Source organism: Pseudomonas sp. Pseusp11, assembly GCF_047304405.1.
Classification (GTDB): Bacteria; Pseudomonadota; Gammaproteobacteria; order Pseudomonadales; family Pseudomonadaceae; genus Aquipseudomonas.
The window spans coordinates 23856-45272 of record NZ_JBGLZF010000011.1 but is presented as its reverse complement, the minus strand read 5'-3'; the positions used below and the strand labels follow the sequence as shown (position 1 = coordinate 45272).

Below are 21417 nucleotides of genomic sequence, written 5' to 3'. Positions count from 1 at the left end.
ATTTTCCGCTTTAAATCGATAGATAACTCGATAGTCTTGGGCGCAGTTCTTACAGGATTTGGGCAATGCAGCTACGTAACTCTTCTTCCCGCTACGGTTGGGTCAGCATCTTCATGCACTGGGGTGTGGCGCTGGCCGTCTTTGGCCTGTTTGCGTTGGGGTTGTGGATGGTCGGTCTCGATTACTACAGCACCTGGCGTAAAGACGCGCCGGATCTGCACAAGAGCATTGGTCTGGTGTTATTTGCCGTGATGTTGCTGCGGGTAGTGTGGCGCTTCATCAGCCCACCGCCGCCGCTCCTGCCAAGCTATAGCCGCATGACCCGCCTTGGCGCCAAGTTCGGCCATTCGTTCCTTTATCTCAGTCTGTTCGCTGTGATGATTGCCGGTTACCTGATTTCCACCGCAGACGGTGTCGGGATTCCGGTGTTTGGCCTGTTTGAAATTCCTGCACTGGTTTCCGGACTACCGGACCAGGCAGACACCGCGGGTGTGATTCATTTGTACCTGGCCTGGCTGCTGGTAATTTTTTCCGGTTTCCATGCGTTGGCTGCATTGAAGCACCACTTTATCGATCGTGATGCGACCCTGACGCGAATGCTGGGGCGCAAAGCCTGATGTTCTACCTCGACTCCAAAGGAATAGAAAGCATGTTGAAAAAGACGCTCGCCGCTCTGGCAATCGGTTCTGCTCTGCTGTCGGCTAACGTGATGGCGGCCGACTATGTGGTCGACAAAGAAGGCCAGCACGCCTTTGTTGACTTCAAGATCAGCCACCTGGGTTACAGCTACATCATCGGTACCTTCAAGGATATCGACGGCAAGTTCAGCTTCGACGCTGCCAAGCCTGAAGATAGCAAGATCGAGTTCAATGTGCGCACCGCCAGCGTGTTCACCAACCACGCCGAACGCGACAAGCACATCGCCAGCGGTGACTTCCTGAACGTGGGCAAATTCGCCGACGCCAAGTTCGTCTCCACCAGCGTCAAACCTACCGGTAAAAACGCCGCAGGCAAAGACACTGCCGACGTGACCGGCAACCTGACCCTGCTGGGCGTGACCAAGCCAATCGTGGTCAAAGCCACGTTCCTGGGTGAAGGCAAGGATCCATGGGGCGGCTACCGTGCCGGCTTCGAAGGTACCACCAGCATCAAGCGTTCCGATTTCGGCAAGCAGAAAGACCTGGGCCCAGCGTCCGACGCGGTCGATCTGTACGTGACGTTTGAAGGTGTCAAAGCGAAGTAACCTTCGCGCCTGACATAAAAAACGCCCCTGATCTCATGATCCGGGGCGTTTTTTATGGTCTGCCAGAATCCATACGGACGGCACCGAGCCCGCTCCCGCAGGTTTCTTCGCGAGCATAAAAAATGCCCCGGTCTTTCGATCCGGGGCATTTCTCATGGTTTTGAAAAACTCAGCGGTTGCGGGTCAGCAATGCTGGTTTTTCGCCGCGCGGACGGCCTGGCAGTTGATCCAGTTGCTCAGGGGTCGGGAAGCGATCGCTTTTCGACTCCTTGTGAATGATCTTCGGTGCCGGGCTCCTCGGGTTTTGCACGGCCGGTTCCGAACGAGACTGGTCGTCACGGGCCGGACGGCGGTTGCGGGACTCTTCGCGACGGGCCTGGCCGTCACGTGGAGCGCCGTTGCGTGGGCCACTGCGCTTGGCCGGTGGGGTGCCGGTGGTTGCGCCGCTGCTGTTGCGCGGACCGTTCTGGCGACCTTGTGGCTGACCGGCGCGCGGAGCGCCAGCGCCTTGTGCCGGTGCGCCCGGACGGCGGCCACGGCCCTGAGCCGGTTTGGCTTGAGGCACGTAGTCGACGCGGTTACCGAAGTTATCGATATCGTCGTCCAGGAACTCGTCCGGAGCACGGTCGGCGGCGCGAGGCGCCGGGCGCTGTTGTTCGCGGGCCGGAGTGCCTTCGCGTGGCTTGTGTTCACGGGCCGGGCGCTCGCCACGGCCAGCGGCAGGCTTTTCCTTGCCGCCCTTGTCCTTGCCTTTGTCTTTACGACCGCCACCACCACCGCTGCCGTTCGGGCCGTCGCCGCGCGGGCCACGTGGAGCGCGTGGGTTACGTACATCCGGACGCTCGCGGACTTCCGGTTTCTCGGCTTCCACAGCGCTGGAGTCGAAGCCCATCAGGTCGCCGTCGGCGATTTTCTGCTTGGTCATGCGCTCGATGCTTTTCAGCAGTTTTTCTTCGTCCGGAGCGACCAACGAGATCGCCTCGCCCGAACGACCGGCACGGCCGGTACGACCGATACGGTGCACGTAATCTTCGTCGACGTTTGGCAGTTCGAAGTTGACCACATGAGGCAACTGGTCGATGTCGAGGCCACGAGCAGCAATGTCGGTGGCGACCAGGATGCGCACTTCACCGGCCTTGAAGTCGGCCAGGGCTTTGGTGCGGGCGTTCTGGCTCTTGTTGCCGTGGATCGCGACGGCGGTGAGGCCGTGTTTGTCCAGGTACTCGGCCAGGCGATTGGCGCCGTGCTTGGTGCGGGTGAATACCAGCACCTGTTCCCAGGCGCCGGCAGTAATCAGGTGCGCCAGCAACGAACGCTTGTGGCTGGCGGCCAGACGGAATACGCGTTGTTCGATCCGCTCGACCGTGGTGTTCGGTGGCGTGACTTCGATGCGTTCCGGGTTGTGCAGCAGCTTGCCGGCGAGGTCGGTGATGTCTTTGGAGAACGTCGCCGAGAACAACAGGTTCTGCCGTTTGGCCGGGAGGCGGGCGAGGACCTTTTTCACGTCATGGACAAAGCCCATGTCGAGCATGCGGTCGGCTTCGTCCAGCACGAGGATTTCCACGTGGGACAAATCGACACTGCCTTGGCCGGCGAGGTCGAGCAGGCGACCCGGGCAGGCCACCAGCACGTCGACACCACGGGACATGGCTTGAACCTGCGGGTTCATGCCGACGCCACCGAAGATGCAGGCGCTGACGAACTTCAGGTCACGGGCATAGACCTTGAAGCTCTCGTGCACCTGAGCTGCGAGTTCGCGGGTTGGGGTCAGGACCAGTACGCGTGGTTGGCGCGGGCCGTGACGCTGGGATTTGTCCGGGTGACCGTTGGGAAACAACCGCTCCAGGATCGGAAGGGCGAAGCCACCGGTTTTACCAGTACCTGTCTGAGCCGCAACCATCAGGTCGCGACCTTGCAACACGGCGGGAATGGCCCGCTGTTGCACCGGAGTAGGCTCGGTATAGCCCGCTGCCTCGATGGCGCGGACTAAAGCCTCGGAGAGACCGAGGGAAGCAAAGGACATGAGTAATCCTGTTTTAGTTAGGGCTTGGCCCAATGGGAGTCTTGCCTGGCGCGAATGGCGTTTAAGAGGACGCAATCCCGTCCGGTCCTGCTGGGCCTCGAAGGCTCGTCTGGAGCGCTCGCGCGGGCTGAAAAGCTGCGCTGTAGCGGGATCGAGATGCCTTGAACAAGTCCGAGCGTCCGGGCGTGAGCCTGGCGGGAAGGCCGGAGTATAACAGAGCAATCACTGCGCGCCGCTTTCCTGCTGCTCAACGGTTTTTCCGCCGGTTGCGGTGGCGCTGGCGGCCCGGGCTTCGGTGGCCGGGCCGGCACCATAGCGGGCGCTCAGTTCGGCATAGGCCGGTTCGCGCTTGAAGCGCTTGAGCTCGGCGCCGAAACGCTGCACCAACAAATCCATCCCGGCATTGCGGCGCACCGCCAGATACTGGCTTTGCTGGCTGATGACAGTCGGGTTCTCGGTGATCTTGTCGCGGATGTCCAGTTGATCGAGCAAGTGCTGGCCGACCCGGTGATCGGTGATCAGCAGGTCGATCCGCCCGCGCACCAGTTTGCCGAAGTTGGCTTCATGGGTGGGCGCCGGTTCCCGGGTAAACAACGTCGATTCGCTGAAGTCCTTGCTGTACAGGTAGCCCGGCGAGGTGCCGATGGTCAGGCCTTTCAGGTCGTCCAGGGTGCGAAACGGGAACGGCCGTTCATTGGCGTAGAACATCACGAATTCGACTTGCGAGAGCGGTTCGCTGGGGTAGAGCAGAGTCGCTTCGCGTTCATCGCTGTGGAAAATATCCAGCACACCGTCCGCCTGGCCTTGCTCAAGCATCGACAGGCAGCGCTTCCACGGCAAGAACTGCCATTCCACGTCAATCCCGAGACGTTTGAAGACAATGGCCGTGGTTTCGTAGTCGAGCCCGAGGTTCTTGCCGCCTTCTTCATAGACGTAGGGCGCCCAGGGTTCGGTGACAATACGCAGCTTCTCGCCCCGAGCGGTGAAGCTCAGGCAAGTGAATAGAAGCACGGTCAGTAACTGGGCGATCAGGGGCATGGCTTGAGATTACGACGAGAAATCATAAAGAGCCAGAAACCGGATCCAGAAGCTCTGGATCGGGCATTAAAAGCAAAAGATCGCAGCCTTCGGCGGCGCCTGCAGAGGTACATATTCCCCTGGAGGCGCTGCCGAAGACTGCGATCTCTTGATCTTGCGTTAACGGCTATTAGCGCGGCAACTTCAGGTTGTTCCACACCGCCAGGCTCGGTTCAGCCTGGTTCAGGGTGTAGAAGTGCAGCCCCGGTGCGCCACCTTGCAACAGGCGTTCGCACATCTCGGTGATGACTTGCTCACCAAAGCTTTGAATGCTCTGGGTGTCGTCGCCGTAGGCTTCCAGTTGCTTGCGGATCCAGCGCGGGATTTCCGCACCGCAAGCGTCGGAGAAGCGCGCCAGCTTGCTGTAGTTGGTGATCGGCATGATCCCCGGCACGATCGGGATGTTCACACCCTTCGCCTGTACACGCTCGACGAAGTAGAAATAACTGTCGGCGTTGAAGAAGTACTGGGTGATCGCACTGTTGGCACCGGCGTTGGCCTTGCGCACGAAGTTGTTGAGATCATCTTCGAAATTGCGCGCTTGCGGATGCATTTCCGGGTAAGCGGCGACTTCGATGTGGAAATGATCGCCAGTCTCTTCACGAATGAATTCAACCAGGTCATTGGCGTGGCGCAACTCGCCGCTGGCCATGCCCATGCCCGAGGGCAGGTCACCGCGAAGCGCAACGATTCGCTGGATGCCGGCTGCCTTGTACTGGGTCAGCAGACCGCGCAGGTCGTTCTTGCTGTCACCCACGCAAGACAGATGCGGAGCGGCAGGGACTTTGACTTCACTTTCCAGCTGCAACACGGTGTTGAGGGTGCGATCACGAGTCGAACCGCCAGCGCCGTAGGTGCAGGAGAAGAAGTCGGGATTGTAGGTCGCCAGCTGACGGGCAGTGGCGATCAGTTTTTCATGCCCAGCATCGGTCTTCGTCGGGAAGAATTCGAAGCTGTAGCGACGTTCTTGGGACATGGTCATATCCTTGGAAACACGTAAGCCGGACGCTGGCCCCGGTAGGAGCTGCCTTAGGCTGCGATCTTTTAAGATCAAAAGATCGCAGGCTTCGCCAGCTCCTGCGCAGAGCGGTCAATCAGCGTATCAGTAGCGGTAAGCGTGCGGCTTGAACGGGCCTTCGACGGTGACGCCGATGTAGTCAGCCTGTTGCTTGGTCAGTTGAGTGACCACGCCGCCGAAACCGCGGACCATTTCCAGGGCCACTTCTTCGTCGAGTTTCTTCGGCAGTACTTCAACGGTCAGGCGCTCGGCTTTCTGGGCTGGCGACAGGTCGGCGTACTTCTGGCCGAACAGGAAGATCTGCGCCAGAACCTGGTTGGCGAACGAACCGTCCATGATGCGGCTTGGGTGACCAGTGGCGTTGCCCAGGTTAACCAGGCGGCCTTCAGCCAGCAGGATCAGGTAGTCGTCGTTCTGAGCGTCGAAAGCGCCTGGACCGGTGCGGTGAACCTTGTGAACCTGCGGCTTTACTTCTTCCCATGCCCAGTTCTTGCGCATGAAAGCGGTGTCGATTTCGTTGTCGAAGTGACCGATGTTGCAGACCACAGCGCGCTTCTTCAGGGCTTTGAGCATGTTCGCGTCGCAAACATTGACGTTACCGGTGGTGGTTACGATCAGGTCGATCTTGCCCAGCAGCGCTTTGTCGATGCTCGCTTCGGTACCGTTGTTGATGCCGTCGATGAACGGCGAAACCAGTTCGAAGCCGTCCATGCAGGCTTGCATGGCGCAGATCGGGTCGACTTCGGAGACTTTAACGATCATGCCTTCCTGACGCAGGGACTGGGCCGAGCCCTTGCCCACGTCACCGTAACCGATGACCAGCGCTTGCTTGCCGGACAGCAGGTGGTCGGTGCCGCGCTTGATTGCGTCGTTCAGGCTGTGACGGCAGCCGTACTTGTTGTCGTTCTTGCTCTTGGTCACCGAGTCGTTGACGTTGATGGCCGGGATTTTCAGCTCGCCCTTGGCCAGCATGTCCAGCAGACGGTGAACGCCGGTGGTGGTTTCTTCGGTGACGCCGTGAACGCGATCCAGTACTTGTGGGTACTTCTTGTGCAGCAGCTCGGTCAGGTCGCCGCCATCGTCGAGGATCATGTTGGCATCCCAAGGCTGGCCATCCTTGAGGATGGTTTGCTCCAGGCACCACTCGTACTCTTCTTCAGTCTCGCCTTTCCAGGCGAAAACCGGGATGCCGGCAGCGGCGATGGAAGCGGCGGCCTGATCCTGAGTCGAGAAAATGTTGCAGGACGACCAGCGTACTTCGGCACCCAGGGCAACCAGGGTTTCGATCAGCACGGCAGTCTGAATAGTCATGTGAATGCAGCCGAGAATCTTCGCGCCCTTGAGCGGTTGCTCGACGGAGTACTTGCGGCGCAGACCCATCAGGGCTGGCATTTCGGATTCGGCGATGATGGTTTCGCGACGGCCCCAGGCAGCCAGGGACATGTCGGCGACTTTGTAATCGTTAAAATCTGCAGGCGTGATAACAGCGCTCATGAAGAGCCTCCATTCGTAATGTATGCGAATGGGCGCCGTTGTGCGTTTAGTGTCTGGCCGTGGCCAGTCAACGCCCCATCCGAGCCTGACAGGTTGAACCTGCTGCAGCGCCCCTCGGACAGGTGGCGGGAAAACGGTAGCAAGTGAACATTACCGTTTTGAAACGGGGGCGATTATAGCGGGCTATGCTGATCTTCCAAAGCGTTTCTGTTGGTCAATGTCCGAACGGTAATCGAGGCCATAGTCGATGCTTGATAGAGCTCTAGTCCGGGCTCTGCCATGATGGCCGGCATCAATCGGCAAGACGGTCAGGAGTGAGTATGAATTTCCACACCCGCAAATGGGTAAAACCCGAAGACCTCAACCCCAACGGCACGCTGTTCGGAGGCAGCCTGCTGCGCTGGATCGACGAAGAAGCGGCGATCTACGCCATCGTCCAGTTGGGTAATCAGCGCGTGGTCACCAAGTACATTTCCGAAATCAACTTCGTCAGCGCCTCGCGTCAGGGCGACATCATCGAGCTGGGCATCACCGCCACCGAGTTCGGTCGCACCTCGATCACTCTGACCTGCGAAGTGCGCAACAAAATCACTCGCAAGAGCATTTTGACGGTAGAGAAGATGGTTTTCGTGAACCTGGGCGAAGACGGCCTGCCCATGCCGCACGGCCGGACCGAGATCAGGTACGTCAAAGACCAGTTCAAGGATGACGAGATCGGCGGGTGATTGTTGTTTCTGTGGCTAGGGAGCACGTTCCCTCGCCACGGGTTTTGTACTTTCACGGACTGGCATTAACCGGACGCACTGACCGCGGCAGCACTGCGACGTTGCAGGTAGATGAAGAACAGCGCCGTCAGCAGCGTGAATACGCTGACCAGTGCGCCGGTCCACGGCAAGTCCGCCAGGTCCGCGCCACTGGCCACCACCAGTCCGCCAATCCACGCCCCGGCGGCGTTGCCGAGATTGAATGCGCTTTGATTCAACGTCGACCCGAGGTTTGGCGCCTCATGGGCCTGATCGATAATCAGCAATTGCAGGATCGGGCACAGCGCGAAGGCGAAGATACCCCACAACACCAGCGTGATCGCCGCCGGTATCACTGAATGGCTGGTTTGGCTGAAGGCGGCCAGCACGATGGCCACGGCCAATGTCATCCCCACCAGCGAAGGCAGCAAGCGACTGTCCGCCAATCGGCCGCCGAGCATGCTGCCCCCGGTCAAGCCGACCCCGAACAACAGCAACATGATGGTTACGCCATGCGGACTGACGCCGGTGATGTCCTGCAGGATCGGCGCAATGTAAGTGAACACGCTGAACAGGCTGGTGGACGCCAGCACGCTCATGCCCAGCGCCAGCAGCACATTGACCTTGCCCAGCACTTTGAATTCGCTGGCCAGGTTGGCCTTGTCCATGGGGATTTCCTTGGGCAGCCAGACCCACTGCGCAATGGCCGCAATCACACCGATCACCGACACCGCCCAGAAGGTCGAGCGCCAGCCGGCGTATTGCCCAAGTGCTGTGCCTAAGGGCACGCCCAGCACGTTGGCCAAGGTCAGGCCGGTGAACATCATGGCAATCGCCTGGGCTCGTTTGTTCGGTGCCACCAGACTGGCAGCGACCACCGAGCCGATGCCGAAAAACGCACCGTGGCACAAAGCAGTAATCACCCGTGCAGCCATCAAGGTGGCGTAGTTCGGCGCCAGGGCGCAGAGGATGTTGCCGAGAATGAACATCAGCGTCATGCCCAGCAGTGTGGCTTTGCGCGGCATGTTAGCGGTACCGACTGCGAGAATCGGCGCACCGAACACCACGCCCAGGGCGTAACCGGTGATGAGCAGGCCGGCGTGAGGAATGCTCACGGCGAGGTCGCGGGCGACATCGGGCAGCAAACCCATGATGACGAACTCAGTGGTGCCGATGCCGAAAGCGGCAACGGCCAGTGCAAGTAAGGCGAGTGGCATGCGCAAGGTCTCTGTCGGTAGTCTTGACGCTTTGATCAGGCATACGCAGGCCGACGACCGTTCTCGATGAGAGCGGGCAGGGGCAGGAATTATTGGAATTAGTCTGTGCGCAACTGAGTGCGGCGTGGTCGCTTGCAGTATAAACAGCTGCGGACATATGGCGAATCAAATCTCTGTCCCGCGATGCAGCGGGGTAATACAAGGAGCGTGCCGTGCTTGCGACGATTCTGGTGTTGGTGGCGGCGCTGTTGCACGCGGCGTGGAATACCCTGATCAAGTTCAGCGCGGAGCGGCTGTTGGTGGTGGCCTGCATGGACAGCGTGGCGTTGCTGTTTGTCGCGCTGATGCTGCCCTTCGTGGCGCTGCCGCCACTGGATATGTGGCCGTGGATTCTTGCGTCGGCGGCATTCGAGTTGCTCTATCGCTACCTGTTGATCCAGGCCTATCGGGTCGGCGATCTCGGCCTGGTCTATCCGTTGATGCGTGGCCTGTCACCGTTGGTGGTGCTGGCGCTGACGCTGATCTTCGCCGGAGAAGTGCTGACGGCTCAGCAGATCTTCGGGATTTTGCTCATCCCGTTCGGCATGGTGTGCCTGCTCTGGCAGGGCGGTGGCGGGGTGCGCCTGCCGTGGTCGATGCTGCCGGTGGTGGCGCTGATCGGGTTGTGCATCGGTTGCTACACCTTCATCGATGGCCAGGCCTTGCGGCGCTGGTCCCATCCGCTGGACTACCTGGTTTGGGTCACAGTGCTCAGTGCCTGGCCATTCCCATTGCTGGCGCTGGTGCGCAAACGCCCGGCGTTCATGCTGTTCTGGCGTGAGCAGTGGCGGTTGGGGTTGGCGGTCGGGTTCTGCGTATTGTTCAGCTACGCTCTGGTGCTGTGGGCCATGCAGCTCGGATCGATTGCCGAGGCAGCGGCGCTGCGCGAGATCAGCGTGATTCTGGTGGTGCTGTTCGGTATGCGCTACCTCAAAGAACCTTTTGGCAGGCCACGGCTCTTAGCCTGTGGATTGGTATTGATCGGCATGTTGGTGATGAAGTTTTAGTCGCCGCTGATGGAATTCGATTCTCTATAACTTGAAGAAGGGACTGCGTTATGACGGTTGCTCTGTGGTGCATTTTGATTGCGATCTGCTTACCGTATCTGTGCGCAGGCGTCGCCAGGTTCAGCGGTGGCAAGTTCGGGCTGAAACAGAATCACGACCCGAGGGCGTTTCTGGATTCGCTCGAAGGCGTGGCCAGGCGTGCGCATTCGGCGCAGTTGAACAGCTTCGAAGTGACCCCGGCGTTTGCGGCGGCGGTAATCGTGGCGCATTTGGCTGGCAATGCCGAACTGGTGACGATCAATGTGCTGTCGGTGCTGTTCATCACCAGTCGGCTGCTGTACATCATTTGCTATCTGGCGGACTGGGCGATTCTGCGGTCGTTGGTGTGGTTTGTGGGGATGGGGTTGATCGTCAGTTTCTTTGTGGTGTCTGTTTGAGAAAGCAAGATCAAAAGATCGCAGCCTGCGGCAGCTCCTACGGGATCGGTGTTCATCTGCGATATTGCGACGAACGCGCTCAATGTAGAAGCTGGCGGAGCCTGCGATCTTTTTGCGTTTAAAGTTTGTCAGCCACCTGCGGCACCTGAGGCAACGCCGCCCCTTTAGGCCAGAGCATCCAGATCTGCCCCTGCTGTTTCATGTCGCCGGCCAATTGCCCGGCCGCCTCGCCCGTGCCCCAGAACAGATCCGCGCGGACCTCGCCGGCAATCGCGCCGCCGGTATCTTGAGCGGCCACCGGACGCACCAGTGCGCTGCCGTCCGGTCGCGTCGTCGATAACCACAACAAGCTGCCGAGCGGAATCACCTTGCGATCCACTGCCGCGCTATAACCTGCGGTCAATGGCACATTCAGCGAACCGCGCGGCCCTTCGTTGCTGTCCGGGTTGCGATTGAAGAACACGTAGCTGGGGTTGCTGCCGAGCAGTTCGGGAATGCGCGTCGGATTGGCCTTGGCCCAGTTATCGATGGCGCTCATGGTCACCTCTTCTTTCTTCAGTTCGCCCTGGTCCACCAGCCAGCGGCCGATAGGTCGATAGGGGTGACCGTTCTGGTCGGCATAACCAATGCGCAATTGACGGCCATCATCGAGCTGGATGCGCCCCGAACCCTGGATTTGCAGGAATTGCAGGTTCATCGGGTCGGTCAGCCAGGCAATCACCGGCGCCTTCACGCCTTTGGTTTCAATGGTTGCCGCATCGTCGTAAGGCTTGAGCACGCGACCTTCGAGTCGTCCGCGCAGGCGTTTGCCTTTGAGCTCCGGGTAGATACTGTCCAGCGAGACTATGATCATGTCCTCGGGCACGCCGTACACCGGGATGTTCGCTTGCTTGGTCTGGGTCAGGCTGCCGGGATACACCGGTTCGTAGTAACCGGTGATCAGACCGTTGGGGTTGTCATTGGCGGCACGCAAGCCGTAAACATCGAGGTTCTGCTTGAGGAAGCCGCGGATGTCGCTGGCGGTTGGCTGCACGTTGGCGGAAGCGGCACAGGTGCCGCCCCAGACCGGGTCGGCCTTGAGTCGGGTGCAGGCGCTGCGCCACGAGCCAAAACCGGCGACGAGGTCGTTGTCGGAAACCGCTGGAAGGGCTTCCCAGGTAGCGCTGGAGTAGGTCGCCAGTGCGTGGGTTTTCGGTGTGCTGCTGTCGCCACCGGTGCAGCCCGCAAGCACGGCCACCATCGGAAGGGTCCAGGCCAGGTTGTGACGCCACGCCTTGAAACGGCTGTTCATGGAGTAATTCCTTTGCCGGTTGCCTGAGTGCTCCATGCGCTCACACAACCCGTATTGATAATAGGGCTATTGGTCTTTGCCGGTGACGCGAGGATACTGGCCGCCGTTTCCAGTGATCTGAAGCCACCATGACTCTTAAAAGACTCTCTGTTGTATTGCTGGCCTGCCTGACCTTGTCCGCCTGCGGCGGTGTCGACCCGAACTCGCCTCTGGGCCAGCGCAAGGCGATCTTCAAGCAAATGCTCAAGACCGGCGAAGACCTGGGTGGCATGTTGCGTGGGCGTATTCCGTTCGATGGCCCGAAATTCGCCGACGGTGCCGTGAAGCTCGACGCGTTGTCCCATGAGCCGTGGAAGCATTTCCCGCAGGTGCGCGAAGAAGATCACACCAGCGCCAAGGACGATGTCTGGCAGAAGCAGGCACGCTTCCAGGAAATGGCCCGCACCCTTGAAGGCGCCACCGGTGAACTGGTGATCGCCAGCCAGGTTCAACCCTACAAGGCCAGCAACCTGGGGCCGGCGGTGCAGAAAGTCGAAGACGCCTGTAGTGCCTGCCATAAAGAGTTTCGGGATCATTGAGGCGGCGTGTTCAAACCGGATTACTTATCCAGCTCGTCGAGCGCGTCCTGTAAATCCTTGCGCGATTGAGCCAGTTTGTCTTTGCGTTTGTTGATCTTCTCGGCGTCGCCTTTTTTCATCGCCTTGTCGAGGTCGGCCTGACGCCGGCTGACTTCGTGCTTGGCGTCGAGCACCTTGTTTTCCCGTTCCTTCTTCAAGGAAGCGTCGGTGCAATGGGCGGTAACTTCGCTCAGGGCGGTTTCCAGGCCAGCCTGTTGATCGGCGTTGCCGTGAGACTTGGCCAGTTCGATCTGGTTGATGATGCCTTGTTTTTTCGCGGCGCAGCCGGTCAGGCCCGGGGCGTCTTCGTCGGCCATTAATGGAGCGGCCATCACGCTGCACAGGGTTAACACGGCGAGCGGTGAAAGAAGTTTCATAAAGGCTCCAGGTGAAAAAATCGATGTAGCGATGGGCTGTTTGAGCGCATCGGTACCTATGGGTTCCCAGGCTGACGGGCGTCGCCGGGCCGCTAGAAACCGTCAATCCCGGCAACACGTAATGTCTCGCTCAAGGCCAGCACCTGCGGGTCGCGGAAAAATGCGCTCAATTGCGCCGCGCGTCCCGGGCCGATGCCGGTTTCGGCCTGCCATTGTTCGGTGTTTCGTTGCGCCAGCACCTGCCATGAGTCGGCGAGCTGTGCCTGGCCGGTCGGCGGCAAGCCCAGGGCTTTGAGCCAGCGAGCGAACGGTCGTTGTCGGGCGCTGTTGAAACTGTTCAAAAGACGAGCACTACTGCGTTCGCCGAAGCCGTCAATGTTAGCAAGCTCTTGCTCGTCGAGGGTCAACCAATCGAGCAAGTTGTCGAGACGTTCGGCCTTGAGCAGTTTCTCCCAGGTGCCCGGCCCGACATGCGGCAAGGCCAGCCCCTGTTTGCCGCTGAGCCAGGCCAGGCGTGCGAGAAACTGGCTTTCGCATCCGGGTGTCGGCTGCCAGCAACTCAACGGATGAAAATCTGCTGCCAGTGGTGCGTTCAATTCAGTCCGTTCGGTGCTGCGCAATACCACACCGTCGAGCCTGGGGATGGTCAGCCCGGCCAGGCTGATGGCGACCTGATCGCCGGGACGAATGTCCAGCGCTTCCCAGCGCTGCAGGGAACTGACACTGACACGCTTGATCTGCCGGTCATCGAGCATCACCGGTGCCAGATCCAGCACCGGTGTGATCCGGCCGGTTCGTCCAATCTTGAAGTGGACCTTGCGCACCTCGGCCAACGCCTGGGCGAAGGGGTACTTCCAGGCGACACTCCAGAAAGGCGTTTTCGCCTGCCAGCGCTCGGCGGGTGGGCGCTGGTTCTGCCGCAAAACGACGCCGTCGCTGGCAAAGGGCAGGGGCGAGCGATACCAATGATCGCGCCAGCGTTCGGCATCGGCAAATGCCTCGATCGGCTGGCTGTAGGGCGCGGTGCCCGGGAACCCCAGCTCATCCAGAGCCGTCACGCGGGCGGGCAGGCTTTTCGGGCCTTGTGGCCAGTCCCAGACAAACAGGCCGATACCGGCGGCATGCTCAGGGCTCAGCGTTTTGCGTGCCATTAACCCGGCCACCGTGGCGCGGGCATTGAGGCTGCCGGCCTGGGCTTGCACGTGTTCGGTCAGTCGCCAATAGAGTTCGCCTTGCAGCAGCAGGTCCAGCGGTTGCGCAAGTTTTTGAGGGATCGCGGCGATCTGGCGCGCTGAGGCAGTCCAGTCGTGGCCGGTTATCCCGTCACCACGACTGATCGCCTTGTGCAGCCAGCCATTGCGATAGATCAACGTTACCGCCACGCCATCGACCTTGGGCTGAATCCAGACCTCATCCCGATTTTTCAGCCAGGCTTCGACGGCGTGCTCATCGCGCAGTTTTTCCAGGCCGGTGTGGGCGATGGGGTGAGCAATCGTGCCACCGGCAGTGCGCAACGGTTCGGCTGAAGGGCCTGAGTCAAAGCACTCGTGCCATTCGCTTAGTCGTATGCGGGATTGATCATAGAGTTCATCGGCGACCAAAGAGTGTCCTTCGCGATGATAGCTGTCGTCCCAGAGGTCGATTCGCTTTTGCAGTGCGTTGATTTCGTCCAGAGCGCGGGCCGGTGGCCAATCAGGACAGTCCGCGGCATTGGCGGTCAGGCAGGTGAGGGTCAGCAGGAAACCGAAAAACAGGCGTAGGTTGAGCAGCATCGAGAGCGTCCTTGCTCGTTGGGATGCTTTCAAGGCTAGACAGGTTTCGGGTGTGGAGTGCAGAGGTGTAATTCTGCGTGTTTCGAGGTGGGATTTTTTTCATGAAAAAGCCCCGCACGGCGAACCGTGCGGGGCGTTTTGTGCAACCGGGGAAGTCTTACAGGCCGGCAGCAGAACGCAGAGCGTCGGCGCGGTCGGTTTTTTCCCAGGTGAACGTGGTGAACGTATCGTCGCCCACGGTTTTGGTTTCCGGGGTGCGACCGAAGTGGCCGTACGCCGCGGTGTCCTGGTACATCGGGTGCAGCAGGTCGAGCATGGTGGTGATCGCGTATGGACGCAGGTCGAACACTTCACGAACCAGTTTGACGATCTTGTCGTCGCTGATCTTGCCGGTGCCGAAGGTGTTCAACGAAATCGAAGTCGGTTGAGCGACGCCGATTGCGTAGGAAACCTGGATCTCGCAACGCTCGGCCAGGCCGGCAGCCACGATGTTCTTGGCCACATAACGACCAGCGTAGGCAGCCGAACGGTCAACCTTCGATGGATCTTTGCCGGAGAACGCGCCGCCGCCGTGACGGGCCATGCCGCCGTAGCTGTCAACGATGATCTTGCGACCGGTCAGGCCGCAGTCGCCCACTGGGCCACCGATGATGAACTGGCCAGTCGGGTTGATGTGGAACTGGGTGTCCTTGGACAGCAGCTCGGCAGGCAGTACGTGCTTGACGATCAGTTCCATCACGCCTTCGCGCAGGTCTTTGTAGGACACTTCCGGGTTGTGCTGGGTCGACAGTACAACGGCGTCGATACCGACAACCTTGCCGTTTTCGTAGCGGCAAGTCACTTGCGACTTGGCGTCTGGACGCAGCCAAGGCAGCAGGCCGGACTTGCGGGCTTCGGCCTGGCGCTGAACCAATTGGTGCGAGAAGGTGATCGGTGCTGGCATCAGCACGTCGGTTTCGTTGCTGGCGTAGCCGAACATCAGGCCCTGGTCGCCGGCGCCCTGGTCTTCAGGCTTGGCACGATCAACACCCTGGTTGATGTCGGGGGACTGCTTGCCGATGATGTTCATCACGCCGCAGGTCGCGCCGTCGAAGCCGACATTGGAGCTGTTGTAGCCGATGTCGAGAATCACGTTACGGACGATGTCTTCCAGATCGACCCAGGCCGACGTGGTGACTTCACCTGCGATGATTGCCACGCCGGTTTTCACCAGAGTCTCGCACGCCACGCGGGCGAACTTGTCTTCAGCAATGATGGCGTCCAGCACCGCATCGGAAATCTGGTCGGCGATTTTGTCCGGATGCCCTTCAGACACGGACTCGGAGGTGAAGAGGGAGTATTCGCTCATCTCGATTTTTTCCTGAATTTACCGATGGTGAGTGTCGCCAGCCGGTCGCTGAAAATGGCGGACCTGTATCTGGAAACCATTACGTAAGCCTACATAGAGGCTTTCCCCGGGAACGAGTCCCGCAGCGGTGGCCCAACGGGCCAGATCGTCCTGTTCAAACCCCAACCAGAGATCACCGCAGGCCTCCTTGGCCCAACTCTGGTTGTGGCTACATAACTCTGTCACTAACAGGCTACCGCCTGGTTGCAGCAAACCGGCCATGTGCTTGAGCGCTTCGGCCGGCGCGGCAAAATGGTGCAGCACCATGTTCAATACAACGCAGTCGGCCTGAAGGCTTACGCCGTTCAATGCATCGGCCAATTGCAGGCTGACGTTAGCCAGCGTTTCACGTTCGCAGACCTGACGGGCCAGTTCGAGCATCGCCGGGCTGTTGTCCAGCGCCGTGACCTGAGTGAAACGACGCGCCAGCTCCGGCAGAAATGCGCCATCGCCGGGGCCTACTTCGATGGCCGTGGCGCCGGGGCCGAAACTCAGCTTGTCGAGCAGTGCCACCACGCTTTCGCGGTATTGCGGCAGGCCGGCGATCAAGTCTTGCTGGGCGCGAAACTTCTCCGCGACCCGCGAGAAAAAGTCCTGGCTGGCCGCCTCACGTTGCCCGTGGACCTGACCGATCCGCGCCTGGACGTCAGTCGGCAGGGTCAGGTTATCCACTTCTTCGAGCAGCGCGGCATGCAGCTTGCCGCCCAGCAGGTCGGTGTGGGGCAGGGCGCGACGGTAGAAAATTGCATTGCCTTCACGGCGGGTCGCTACCAGATCGGCCTGGGCCAATACCTTGAGGTGATGACTCATGCCGGACTGACCGATGCCGAAGATCTGCGCCAGTTCCAGTACGCCGAACGAATCGTTGGCCAGCGCGCGCAATACATTCAGCCGCAGAGGATCGCCGCCGGCCTTGCACAGGGCCGCCAGCTCATCGCAATCGTCATGTTGAATGGAAGGCACGCGCAGATTCATAAGGCCAGCAGTCTAGTGACGGTCAGAAAACACCGCAAGAGCAATATCAAAAAGTTTTGATATTGGTCGATAGATGGCACTTCTTAACGTTAGTTTCAGTCCACAAACCAACAGCGGAAAGGTTTCATCAGTCGAATACGCCGTTATCCATTGGAAAAACGTCTTCGGATGACTATCTGTCATTGCCCCGAGGCGGGTCGGTGAGGGAAAATGCTCGCCTTTTTTCCGTTTCGTTTTATTCACTCTCGATTCAATATCCGCAGGAGATCAGCGATGCCCAGCCGTCGTGAGCGTGCCAACGCCATTCGTGCCCTCAGCATGGATGCCGTGCAAAAAGCCAACAGCGGCCATCCCGGTGCCCCTATGGGTATGGCGGATATCGCCGAAGTACTTTGGCGTGACTACCTGAAGCACAACCCGAGCAATCCATCGTTCGCCGACCGTGACCGCTTCGTGCTGTCCAACGGTCACGGCTCGATGTTGATTTACTCGCTGCTGCACCTGACCGGCTACGACCTGTCGATCGATGACCTGAAAAACTTCCGCCAGCTGCACAGCCGTACCCCGGGTCACCCGGAATACGGCTACACCCCGGGCGTTGAAACCACCACCGGTCCACTGGGCCAAGGCCTGGCCAACGCAGTCGGTTTCGCCCTGGCGGAAAAAGTCCTGGCGGCGCAATTCAACCGTCCTGGCCATAACGTCGTCGATCACCACACCTACGTATTCCTGGGTGATGGCTGCATGATGGAAGGCATTTCCCACGAAGTCAGTTCCCTGGCCGGTACGCTGGGCCTGGGCAAACTGATCGCCTTCTACGATGACAACGGCATCTCCATCGACGGCGAAGTCGAAGGCTGGTTCACCGACGACACGCCGAAGCGTTTCGAATCCTACAACTGGCAAGTGATCCGCAATGTCGACGGTCACGACCCGGAAGAAATCAAGATCGCGATCGAAACCGCGCGCAAAAGCGCACAACCGACGCTGATCTGCTGCAAGACCACCATCGGCTTCGGTTCGCCGAACAAGCAAGGCAAGGAAGATTGCCACGGCGCCCCGTTGGGTGACGCGGAAATCGCCCTGACCCGTGAAGCGCTGAAGTGGAACCACGGCCCGTTCGAAATCCCGGCTGATATCTATGCCGAGTGGGACGCCAAGGAAGCCGGTCGCGCTGCCGAAGCCGAGTGGGATCAGCGTTTCGCTGCGTACTCCGCCGCCTTCCCTGAGCTGGCCAACGAACTGGTTCGTCGCCTGAGCGGTGATCTGCCGACCGATTTCGCCGAGAAGGCCCAAGCCTATATCGCTGAAGTCGCGGCCAAAGGCGAATCCATCGCCAGCCGTAAAGCCAGCCAGAACGCCCTGAATGCGTTCGGCCCGCTGCTGCCGGAACTGCTTGGCGGTTCGGCTGACCTGGCCGGTTCCAACCTGACCCTGTGGAAAGGTTGCAAAGGCGTCACCGCCGAAGACGCCAGCGGCAACTACATGTACTACGGCGTTCGCGAGTTCGGCATGAGCGCGATCATGAACGGCGTGGCCCTGCACGGCGGCCTGGTGCCTTACGGCGCGACCTTCCTGATGTTCATGGAGTACGCCCGCAACGCGGTACGCATGTCGGCGCTGATGAAGAAGCGCATCGTCTATGTGTTCACCCACGACTCCATCGGTCTGGGCGAAGACGGCCCGACTCACCAGCCGATCGAGCAACTGGCCAGCCTGCGCTGCACGCCGAACCTCGACACCTGGCGTCCGGCCGATGCCGTTGAATCGGCGGTGGCCTGGAAGTTCGCCCTGGAGCGTGACGACGGTCCTTCGGCGCTGATCTTCTCGCGTCAGAACCTGCAGCACCAAACCCGCAATGCGATCCAGATCGAAGAGATCGCCCGTGGCGGTTACGTGTTGAAGGACTGCGCAGGCGAGCCTGAGCTGATCCTGATCGCCACCGGTTCGGAAGTCGGCCTGGCCGTTCAAGCCTTCGACAAACTGACCGAGCAAGGCCGCAAGGTTCGTGTGGTGTCGATGCCATGCACCAGCGTCTTCGAAGCCCAGGACGCCGGCTACAAGCAATCGGTTCTGCCGTTGCAGGTCAGCGCGCGTATCGCCATCGAAGCCGCCCACGCGGACTACTGGTACAAGTACGTGGGCCTGGAAGGTCGCGTGATCGGCATGACCACCTACGGCGAGTCGGCGCCTGCGCCGGCCTTGTTCGAAGAGTTCGGCTTCACCCTGGAAAACATCCTGGGTCAGGCTGAAGAGCTGCTGGAAGACTAAGGCACGCCGCGGTGGTTTTATGGCCGCCGCGTTCCCTGTGTAGGAGCTGCCGCAGGCTGCGATCTTTTGATCTTAAAAGATCGCAGCCTCGTTTCACTCGACAGCTCCTACCAGCTCCTACAGGGATTTGTGTTGTTAGCAAGAATTCGTCTGCCGCGACTATCGAGAACCCCATGCCTCAACCGCGTCCTTACAAAGTTGCACTCAACGGCTACGGCCGGATTGGTCGTTGTGTCTTGCGTGCGTTGTTTGAGCGAGGCGATAAGGCCGGGTTTGAAATTGTCGCGATCAACGATCTGGCCGATATGGCCAGCATCGAATACCTGACACGCTTCGACTCCACTCACGGGCGGTTTCCCGGTGAAGTGAGGGTTGAGGGCGATTGTCTGCATATTAAGGGCGACTGCGTGAAGGTCCTGCGCAGTGCCACCCCCGAAGGCATCGATTGGGCGTCGTTGGGCGTCGATCTGGTGCTGGAGTGCTCCGGCGCTTATCACACCCGTCAGGATGGCCAGCGTTTTCTCGACGCCGGTGCGCCACGGGTGCTGTTTTCCCAGCCGATGGCCAGCGAGGCGGATGTCGACGCCACCATCGTCTACGGCGTGAACCAGGATTGCCTGACCGGCGACGAGCTGCTGGTGTCCAACGCGTCCTGCACCACCAACTGCGGCGTACCGCTGTTGCGCCTGCTGGATCAGGCCATTGGTCTGGAATACGTGTCGATCACCACCATCCACTCGGCGATGAACGATCAGCCGGTGATCGACGCCTATCACCACGAAGACCTGCGCCGCACCCGTTCGGCGTTCCAGTCGGTGATTCCGGTGTCCACTGGTCTGGCGCGAGGCATTGAACGCCTGCTGCCGGAACTTGCCGGGCGAATTCAGGCCAAAGCCGTGCGGGTGCCGACGGTTAACGTGTCCTGCCTCGATATTACGATGCAGACCGTAAGCGATACCGACGCCACCGAGGTCAACCGGATTCTGCGCGAGGCCGCCACCCATGGCCCGCTCAAAGGCCTTCTGGCCTACACCGAGTTGCCTCACGCCAGTTGTGATTTCAATCATGACCCGCATTCGGCCATCGTCGATGCCAGTCAGACCCGCGTTTCCGGCCCACGGCTGGTGAACATCCTGGCCTGGTTCGACAACGAATGGGGTTTTGCCAATCGAATGCTGGACGTTGCAGAGCACTATTTGCAAGCCGCTACTACTCCACAATCTGTCTTTCAAAAACAGTAACCCAGGAAATGCGACCCATGACCGTGTTGAAGATGACCGACCTCGATCTGCAAGGTAAGCGCGTACTGATCCGCGAAGACCTCAACGTCCCAGTCAAGGACGGTGTTGTCACCAGCGATGCGCGAATCCTGGCTTCGCTGCCGACCATCAAGCTGGCCCTGGAAAAAGGCGCGGCCGTGATGGTCTGCTCGCACCTTGGCCGTCCGACCGAAGGCGAGTTCTCGGCCGAGAACAGCCTCAAGCCAGTGGCTGACTACCTGAGCAAGGCTCTGGGCCGTGAAGTGCCGCTGGTGTCCGATTACCTGGGCGGCGTCGACGTGAAAGCCGGCGACATCGTGTTGTTCGAAAACGTGCGCTTCAACAAAGGCGAGAAAAAGAACGCCGATGAACTGGCCCAGCAATACGCCGCCCTGTGCGACGTGTTCGTGATGGACGCCTTCGGCACCGCTCACCGCGCCGAGGGCTCGACCCATGGCGTGGCCAAATTTGCCAAAGTCGCCGCCGCTGGCCCGTTGCTGGCCGCCGAACTGGACGCACTGGGCAAGGCCCTGGGCTCCCCGGCTCAGCCAATGGCCGCCATTGTTGCGGGCTCCAAAGTGTCGACCAAACTCGACGTGCTCAACAGCCTGAGCCAGATCTGCAACCAGCTGATCGTTGGTGGCGGCATCGCCAACACCTTCCTGGCCGCTGCCGGTCACCCGGTTGGCAAATCGCTGTACGAGCCGGACCTGCTGGACACCGCCCGTGAAATCGCGGCGAAAGTCAGCGTGCCATTGCCAGTGGACGTGGTGGTCGCCAAGGAATTCGCTGAAAGCGCGACCGCGACTGTCAAACTGATCGCCGACGTGGCTGCAGACGACATGATCCTGGACATCGGCCCACAGACCGCGGCGAATTTCGCCGAGCTGCTGAAGTCGTCCAAGACCATCCTGTGGAACGGCCCGGTGGGCGTGTTCGAATTCGACCAGTTCGGTAACGGCACCAAAGTGCTGGCCCAGGCCATCGCGGAAAGCTCGGCGTTCTCCATTGCCGGCGGTGGCGACACTCTGGCGGCCATCGATAAATATGGCGTTGCCGAGCAAATCTCCTACATTTCTACCGGCGGCGGCGCGTTCCTCGAATTCGTCGAAGGCAAAGTGCTGCCGGCCGTTGAAGTCCTGGAAAGCCGGGCCAAGGCCTGAGGCCGCT

The 21417-nt window shown here is 60.1% G+C and carries 19 protein-coding genes and 1 riboswitch; of the genes, 9 read left to right on the top strand and 10 right to left on the bottom strand.

The features are described 5' to 3' along the window. Positions 1–65: 65 nt before the first annotated feature. Together ACCC96_RS11250 and ACCC96_RS11245 are read left to right on the top strand one after the other, a co-directional pair. A complete protein-coding gene (locus tag ACCC96_RS11250) occupies positions 66–617 on the top strand; it encodes a cytochrome b (RefSeq protein WP_018928735.1) in 552 nt (183 codons plus the stop codon). Between the two features lie 32 nt (positions 618–649). Then, positions 650–1243 (top strand): YceI family protein, encoded by a 594-nt coding sequence (locus tag ACCC96_RS11245; protein WP_018928736.1) that lies wholly within the window; start codon positions 650–652, stop codon positions 1241–1243. 169 nt (positions 1244–1412) lie between these two features. Here ACCC96_RS11245 and ACCC96_RS11240 read toward each other — a convergent pair whose 3' ends face one another. From ACCC96_RS11240 to ahcY, 4 genes are all read right to left on the bottom strand, one after another. Continuing rightward, positions 1413–3266, bottom strand: a complete 1854-nt coding sequence (locus ACCC96_RS11240; RefSeq protein ID WP_258671450.1) for a DEAD/DEAH box helicase — start codon at positions 3264–3266, stop codon at positions 1413–1415. A 222-nt stretch (positions 3267–3488) separates the two neighbouring features. Then, positions 3489–4304, bottom strand: coding sequence for a substrate-binding periplasmic protein (locus tag ACCC96_RS11235; protein ID WP_413695839.1), 816 nt, complete (start codon positions 4302–4304; stop codon positions 3489–3491). A 169-nt stretch (positions 4305–4473) separates the two neighbouring features. Next, positions 4474–5319, bottom strand: coding sequence for a methylenetetrahydrofolate reductase [NAD(P)H] (metF, locus tag ACCC96_RS11230; RefSeq protein ID WP_258671446.1), 846 nt, complete (start codon positions 5317–5319; stop codon positions 4474–4476). 126 nt (positions 5320–5445) lie between these two features. After that, positions 5446–6855 carry an adenosylhomocysteinase gene (ahcY, locus tag ACCC96_RS11225; RefSeq protein ID WP_018928740.1) on the bottom strand — a complete coding sequence of 470 codons (1410 nt, stop codon included), beginning with the start codon at positions 6853–6855 and terminating at the stop codon, positions 5446–5448. Between the two features lie 23 nt (positions 6856–6878). Further along, a riboswitch (S-adenosyl-L-homocysteine riboswitch) is annotated at positions 6879–6977 on the bottom strand. A 198-nt stretch (positions 6978–7175) separates the two neighbouring features. Here ahcY and ACCC96_RS11220 point away from each other — a divergent pair. Next, entirely contained in the window at positions 7176–7580 is a 405-nt protein-coding gene (locus ACCC96_RS11220) for an acyl-CoA thioesterase (protein ID WP_018928741.1), read from the top strand. A 65-nt stretch (positions 7581–7645) separates the two neighbouring features. Here ACCC96_RS11220 and ACCC96_RS11215 read toward each other — a convergent pair whose 3' ends face one another. Further along, entirely contained in the window at positions 7646–8815 is a 1170-nt protein-coding gene (locus tag ACCC96_RS11215) for an MFS transporter (RefSeq protein WP_413695838.1), read from the bottom strand. Between the two features lie 212 nt (positions 8816–9027). Here ACCC96_RS11215 and ACCC96_RS11210 point away from each other — a divergent pair, with 212 nt between their 5' ends. Both ACCC96_RS11210 and ACCC96_RS11205 read left to right on the top strand, forming a co-directional pair. Then, positions 9028–9861, top strand: coding sequence for an EamA family transporter (locus ACCC96_RS11210; protein WP_018928744.1), 834 nt, complete (start codon positions 9028–9030; stop codon positions 9859–9861). A 50-nt stretch (positions 9862–9911) separates the two neighbouring features. Next, positions 9912–10298: an MAPEG family protein gene (locus ACCC96_RS11205; RefSeq protein ID WP_413695837.1), complete on the top strand. Its 387-nt coding sequence runs from the start codon at positions 9912–9914 to the stop codon at positions 10296–10298. Positions 10299–10416: 118 nt separating this feature from the next. Here the strand turns inward: ACCC96_RS11205 and ACCC96_RS11200 are convergent, their stop codons facing one another. Continuing rightward, positions 10417–11589, bottom strand: coding sequence for a murein transglycosylase A (locus ACCC96_RS11200; protein ID WP_019580647.1), 1173 nt, complete (start codon positions 11587–11589; stop codon positions 10417–10419). Between the two features lie 128 nt (positions 11590–11717). Here ACCC96_RS11200 and ACCC96_RS11195 point away from each other — a divergent pair, with 128 nt between their 5' ends. Then, complete coding sequence (locus tag ACCC96_RS11195) at positions 11718–12167, top strand: c-type cytochrome (protein WP_026286618.1); 450 nt, start codon at positions 11718–11720, stop codon at positions 12165–12167. Positions 12168–12187: 20 nt separating this feature from the next. Here ACCC96_RS11195 and ACCC96_RS11190 read toward each other — a convergent pair whose 3' ends face one another. The 4 genes from ACCC96_RS11190 to ACCC96_RS11175 form a co-directional block, all read right to left on the bottom strand. Then, positions 12188–12583, bottom strand: coding sequence for a DUF1090 domain-containing protein (locus tag ACCC96_RS11190; protein ID WP_258671434.1), 396 nt, complete (start codon positions 12581–12583; stop codon positions 12188–12190). Positions 12584–12675: 92 nt separating this feature from the next. Continuing rightward, on the bottom strand, positions 12676–14355 hold the full coding sequence (gene ligB, locus ACCC96_RS11185; RefSeq protein ID WP_413695836.1) for an NAD-dependent DNA ligase LigB: 1680 nt from the start codon (positions 14353–14355) through the stop codon (positions 12676–12678). Positions 14356–14512: 157 nt separating this feature from the next. Continuing rightward, positions 14513–15703: a methionine adenosyltransferase gene (gene metK, locus ACCC96_RS11180; RefSeq protein ID WP_007937912.1), complete on the bottom strand. Its 1191-nt coding sequence runs from the start codon at positions 15701–15703 to the stop codon at positions 14513–14515. Between the two features lie 18 nt (positions 15704–15721). Further along, positions 15722–16717 (bottom strand): ArsR/SmtB family transcription factor, encoded by a 996-nt coding sequence (locus ACCC96_RS11175; protein WP_019650255.1) that lies wholly within the window; start codon positions 16715–16717, stop codon positions 15722–15724. Positions 16718–16990: 273 nt separating this feature from the next. Here ACCC96_RS11175 and tkt point away from each other — a divergent pair, with 273 nt between their 5' ends. The 3 genes from tkt to ACCC96_RS11160 all read left to right on the top strand — a co-directional run bounded on the left by tkt (position 16991) and on the right by ACCC96_RS11160 (position 21410). Continuing rightward, positions 16991–18988, top strand: coding sequence for a transketolase (gene tkt, locus ACCC96_RS11170; protein WP_019650256.1), 1998 nt, complete (start codon positions 16991–16993; stop codon positions 18986–18988). A 173-nt stretch (positions 18989–19161) separates the two neighbouring features. Continuing rightward, entirely contained in the window at positions 19162–20229 is a 1068-nt protein-coding gene (gene epd, locus ACCC96_RS11165; protein WP_413695835.1) for an erythrose-4-phosphate dehydrogenase, read from the top strand. Positions 20230–20246: 17 nt separating this feature from the next. Beyond that, positions 20247–21410, top strand: a complete 1164-nt coding sequence (locus tag ACCC96_RS11160) for a phosphoglycerate kinase (protein ID WP_258671427.1) — start codon at positions 20247–20249, stop codon at positions 21408–21410. Positions 21411–21417: the final 7 nt, after the last annotated feature.